We start from the raw sequence: 1,016 nt of genomic DNA, 5'->3' as shown, positions 1-1,016 counted from the left end.
CATTAAACTCACACTGGGAATTAAACTGAGGCTATATTTTTCAATTAAAAATTGTGACCCATCATGTAAAACTGCCACAGGTAAAGTTCGTAAACCTTCATCCATACTAAATAATAAAGTATCGATATTTGCTAATTTTAATTCAGCGGATATAGGTGCGATTAACCAATCATATAATTGTTGTGCAGGTGGTAAATAATTATTAGTAAAACTACTAGCGGGATTTGTAATTTGTGCCCGTAATTTCATCACAACTTTCATTAGTTTTTTACGGTTAGCTGCGGGAATAGTTTTAATAATTGGCTGCCCTGATTTGGTATATAATATTATTTGTAATTGGTCGGAATAAGAATTAATATAAACTACAGCAGATTCTTTTCCGGTTTTGTTTGCCATATCTGTTAAAATTTCTCGGACGTTTTTTGTACTGATAAGTTGTTCGTTTAAATCTGTTTCTAAGTAATTCAAATATTCGTTAGTACGGTTTTCTTCTAACATGGTTATTAGTTGGTCTGAACTTGTGGCTACTGTTAGAGAGTTGGTATTAACGGTATCAATTATGTTTAATATTTGTTGAGTATCAGTGGTATTGTTGATAGATGAGTCTGTTTTTTCTTTGGCAGTGGCAGTATTGGTTGTTTGGTTATTGTTACTGGGGGTAATTGTTGAAATAATATTGTTATTTATCAGTGTTTGTTGGAACTGATTATTATTAATATTTCTATTAGGGTTTGGATTAGTTTGAGTGGTGTTTAGAGTGGGGGTTTCTGAGGTATTTGTGGTTAGACCTACTGTTGGGGAGGGGTTTGTTTCTGTTCTGAGAATAGGGTTATTAGTAGTTAGAGGATTTGTCTGAGTAGGAGTTATGGGTGTGGTCGTATTGCTCCTTTCAGTATTTGCAATCGTGGCATCTCCATTAGTAGCGGTGGCTATTTGATTTTCTGTATTAATAATATTGCCTGTATTTGCAATCGTGGCATCTCCATTAGTAGCGGTGGCTATTTGATTTTCTGTAT

The 1,016-nt window shown here is 34.0% G+C and carries 1 protein-coding gene; it reads right to left on the bottom strand.

What is annotated here, in order from left to right; genetic code table 11:
- The coding region (locus tag ACP6PK_RS12580; RefSeq protein WP_426559894.1) for a CHAT domain-containing protein at positions 1 to 1,016 on the bottom strand (1,016 nt) is incomplete at both ends.

The organism is Dapis hubbardiae BLCC-M172, from assembly GCF_050016015.1.
Classification (GTDB): domain Bacteria; phylum Cyanobacteriota; class Cyanobacteriia; order Cyanobacteriales; family Microcoleaceae; genus Trichodesmium.
The sequence above is the reverse complement of the archived record's forward strand: the minus strand, read 5'-3'. Positions and strand labels throughout refer to the sequence as shown.